A 3227-nucleotide genomic window follows, 5' to 3' on the forward strand; every position below is an offset into this window, starting at 1 on the left:
GCTGGCTGCGCCGGACGATGAGGCGTATGCGCATCGCGCCTATGAGCCGCCGCAAGGCGAGATCGAGATCACGCTGGCACAGATCTGGGCCGAGCTTCTGGGTGTTGAGCGGGTCGGACGCCACGACCACTTCTTTGCGCTTGGCGGCCACTCGCTCTTGGCGGTGCAGCTGTTGAGCCGGGTCTCGCAGGCCATTGGCTTCACACTGCCGCTGACCATGCTGTTTGCCAAACCGGTGCTGGCCGATCTGGCCGCCAGTATCATGGATGAGTTGAGCCGCTCCGGCGCGCAAGACCCGCCAGCCATTGTGCCGGTGTTGCGTGAAGCGCCGCTTGTGCTGTCGTTTGCGCAGCAGCGGCTGTGGTTTTTGGCGCAGCTGGATCAGAGCAGCACGAACTATCACATTCCGCTCGGGTGGCGGCTCAAGGGTGGGCTCGACCGCAGCGCCTGGCAGCGCAGCCTTGACCGTGTGTTGGCGCGTCATGAGGCGCTGCGCAGCGTGTTTGTCGCGCCGGAGGGCAAGCCCTGGGTGGAGCTGCTGCCGGAGGATGCGGGGCTGCCGGTTGTGGAGCACGATCTGCGGGACAGGCCGGATGCGGACGAGGCGCTATTGGGTCTGTGCAGGGAAGAGGCGCACACGCCGTTCGATCTGGCGCGTGGCCCGCTGATCCGCGGCCGGCTGATCCGGATCTCGGATGAGGAGCACGTTTTGCTGCTGACGCAGCACCACATTGTCTCGGATGGCTGGTCGCTGGGCGTGTTGGTGCGTGAACTCAGTCAGCTGTACCGGGCGTTCGTGGCCGGAGAAGGCGATCCGCTGCCGCCGCTTGCAATCCAGTATCCGGACTATGCCGCCTGGCAACGGCAGTGGCTGTCGGGCGAGCGGCTGCAGAGCCAGGCGCACTATTGGCGCAACAATCTATCTGGCGCGCCGGCCCGTCTGGCGCTGCCGACAGATCGGCCTCGGCCGGCCGAGCAGTCGTTTGCCGGGGCCAGTGTGACGGTCGTGATCGATGCGGATCTGACGCGGGATCTGAAGCGGCTGAGCCGGCAGCATGACACGACCTTGTTCATGACGGTGCTGGCGGCCTGGGCGGCGCTGCTGTCGCGTCTGTCAGGGCAGGACGACCTAATGATCGGCGTGCCGAGCGCCAATCGCGGTCGCCGCGAGGTCGAAGAGCTGATCGGCTGCTTCGTCAACACCCTGGCGCTGCGGCTTGACCTGTCGGGCGAGCCGAGCGTGGCGGACCTGTTGGCGCGGACGCGGCGCTCGGCCTTGGGAGCGCAGGAGCATCAGGACCTGCCGTTTGAGCAGGTGGTGGAGATCGTGCAGCCGCCACGGCGTCTTGATCACACCCCCTTGTTCCAGGTGATGCTGGCCTGGCAGAACAACGCCGCTGGGACGTTCGACCTTCCTGGGCTGATGGTGGAGGCGGCGGCAGACGGCTTCGATCAGGTCAAGTTCGATCTGGAGCTGAGCCTTGGCGAGCAGGGTGAGGTGATCGCTGGGACGCTGGGCTATGCCACGGCGCTGTTCGATCAGGCGACCATCGAGCGGCAACGAGGCTATCTGCTGGCGCTGCTGCGCGCGATGGTTGCCGATGCGCAGCAAGCGGTCGGGCGGATTGAGCTGCTGCCAGCCGACGAGCGGGCGTATCTGCTGGAGGAACTGAACCGGACGGCGGTGACGTATCCTGAGCAGCTGTGCATCCATGAGCTATTTGAGGCGCAGGTGCGCCGTGCGCCGGATGCGGTGGCGGTGGTGTGCGCGGAGGAGCGCGTCAGCTATGGCGAGCTCAATGCGCGGGCCAACCAGCTGGCGCATCATCTGATCGCAATTGGGGTGAAGCCGGATCAGCCGGTGGCGATCTGCCTGCAGCGCAGTCCGATGATGGTGGTGGGGCTGCTGGCGATCCTCAAGGCGGGGGGCGCCTATCTGCCGCTGGACCCGGCCTATCCGCCGGCGCGGCTGCGGCAGGTTCTCGACGATGCGGCGCCGCGAGTGCTGCTGGCCGATGCAGCGGGGCGATCGGCGCTGGGCGACGATGCGTTACGCGATCTGACGGTGGTGGATCTGGCGGCGGCGCCGGAATGGGCAAATCTGCCGGAATCGGATCCGGACCCGCGTGCGCTCGGCCTCACCTCACGCCATCTCGCCTATGTGATCTACACCTCCGGATCCACAGGCACCCCCAAGGGGGTCATGGTCGAGCATCGCGGCTTGGTCAATCTCAGCTTGGCTCAGATCGGGCTTTTTGGTGTTTGTTGCAGCAGCCGCGTGGTGCAGTTCGCCTCCTTCGGTTTTGATGCAAGCGCCTCGGAGCTTGTTATGGCGTTTGGTTCGGGAGCCACATTGCATTTGCCTGCGGATGAGCTCCGTCAAGCGAGTAACAAGCTATCGGATTATCTGCGAAGCGAAGCCATCACGCACGCGACGCTGCCTCCAGCCTTGCTTCAGGGAAGCCAGAAGCTGGAAGACTTGGGATCGCAAGTTCTCATTCTTGCTGGAGAGCTGCCGAAGGCAGAACTCATCCGGAGTCTGGCTCCAGCATCCATTATCAATGCTTATGGACCTACCGAAGCAACAGTTTGTGCGGCGACCTGGAGTTGCCCCGATGGGTTTGATGGGGCCATTGTCCCGATTGGCCGCCCGATTGCGAACACGCGCGTGTATCTGCTGGACGGTCATGGCGGGCTGGTGCCGTTCGGTGCGGTGGGGGAGCTCTGCATTGGCGGGGCGGGGGTGGCGCGCGGCTACCTGAACTGCCCTGAGCTGACCGCGGGGCGGTTCATCGCCAGTCCCCTTGTGGACGGCGACCGGCTGTACCGGACCGGCGACCTGGCACGCTACCTGCCGGACGGCAATCTGGAGTTTTTGGGCCGCAACGACGAGCAGGGGAAGAACCGCGGCTTCCGGATCGAGCCGGGCGAGATCGCGGCGCGGCTTTGCGAGCACCCGTTCGTGCGCGAGGCGGTGGTGGTGGCGCACGAGGGCTCCGGCGGCGAGCAGCGTCTTGTCGCCTATGTGGTGTCGCCGGAAGCAGCTTCGGACGGGCTGGACGGAAGCGAGCTTGCCGGCGCCTTGCGCGCGCACATAAATGCGCACCTGCCGGACTACATGGTGCCATCGGCGTTCGTGCGGCTGGCGGCGCTGCCGCTGACGGTGAATGGCAAGCTGGACCGCAAGGCGCTGGCTGCGCCGGACGATGAGGCGTATGCGCATCGCG

Annotated in this window: 1 protein-coding gene; it reads left to right on the forward strand. The window is 65.8% G+C overall.

Features of this window, described 5'->3' with window-relative positions; genetic code table 11:
• Positions 1-3227 (forward strand): non-ribosomal peptide synthetase (locus CVM73_RS38545; protein ID WP_146006749.1); only part of this gene is annotated, 3227 nt, incomplete at both ends.

Source organism: Bradyrhizobium forestalis (assembly GCF_002795245.1).
GTDB lineage: Bacteria > Pseudomonadota > Alphaproteobacteria > Rhizobiales > Xanthobacteraceae > Bradyrhizobium > Bradyrhizobium forestalis.